Raw genomic sequence first — 601 nt, 5'->3', positions numbered from 1 at the left:
AAGACATTGAAATCAACAGCTACGATTTTGATGCTGATTTGCTAGCAGGTGCTGCTGGCGAAGAGCAAGTAGAAGAAGTGCTGCATAGCCACCTATTGAAATCGAACTGTTTGATCACCAACCAGCCAGACTGGGGGAGCGTTGAAATTCGCTACCAAGGTGCCAAGATCGATCGTGAGAAGTTGCTGCGCTATTTGGTGTCTTTCCGTGAACACAACGAGTTCCATGAGCAATGTGTAGAACGTATTTTCACTGACCTGATGAAATACTGCCAACCAAACAAATTGACTGTGTTTGCGCGTTACACTCGTCGTGGCGGCTTGGATATCAACCCTTACCGTTCGACAGAACAAGATAAGCCAGCTCATAATCATCGCATGGCTCGTCAATAATAGCGTGATAGGCAGAAATAAGTTCGGCAATCAAAAGGATTGCCGGGCGTTTTTATTGCCCAAGCATGTTACTATACCAAATGACTTCAATCGGCTATAAAAAGCAAGTTGAAGTCATTTGGGTTTATCCGCTATCTAAAACAGTTCGAGGGAACGAAAAGAATGTTTTGGGACAGTTCGCGTCTAATTAAATTAATAGGCTTTTTTTG

General features: G+C 43.4%; 1 pseudogene. It reads left to right on the top strand.

The features are described 5' to 3' along the window. Positions 1–392 (top strand): annotated as a pseudogene (queF, locus tag R8O10_RS26235) (NADPH-dependent 7-cyano-7-deazaguanine reductase QueF); the annotation flags it as partial. Between the last annotated feature and the right edge of the window lie 209 nt (positions 393–601).

It is taken from the genome of Vibrio sp. 1727 (assembly GCF_033344415.1).
Lineage (GTDB): Bacteria > Pseudomonadota > Gammaproteobacteria > Enterobacterales > Vibrionaceae > Vibrio > Vibrio alginolyticus.
The sequence above is the reverse complement of the archived record's forward strand: the minus strand, read 5'-3'. Positions and strand labels throughout refer to the sequence as shown.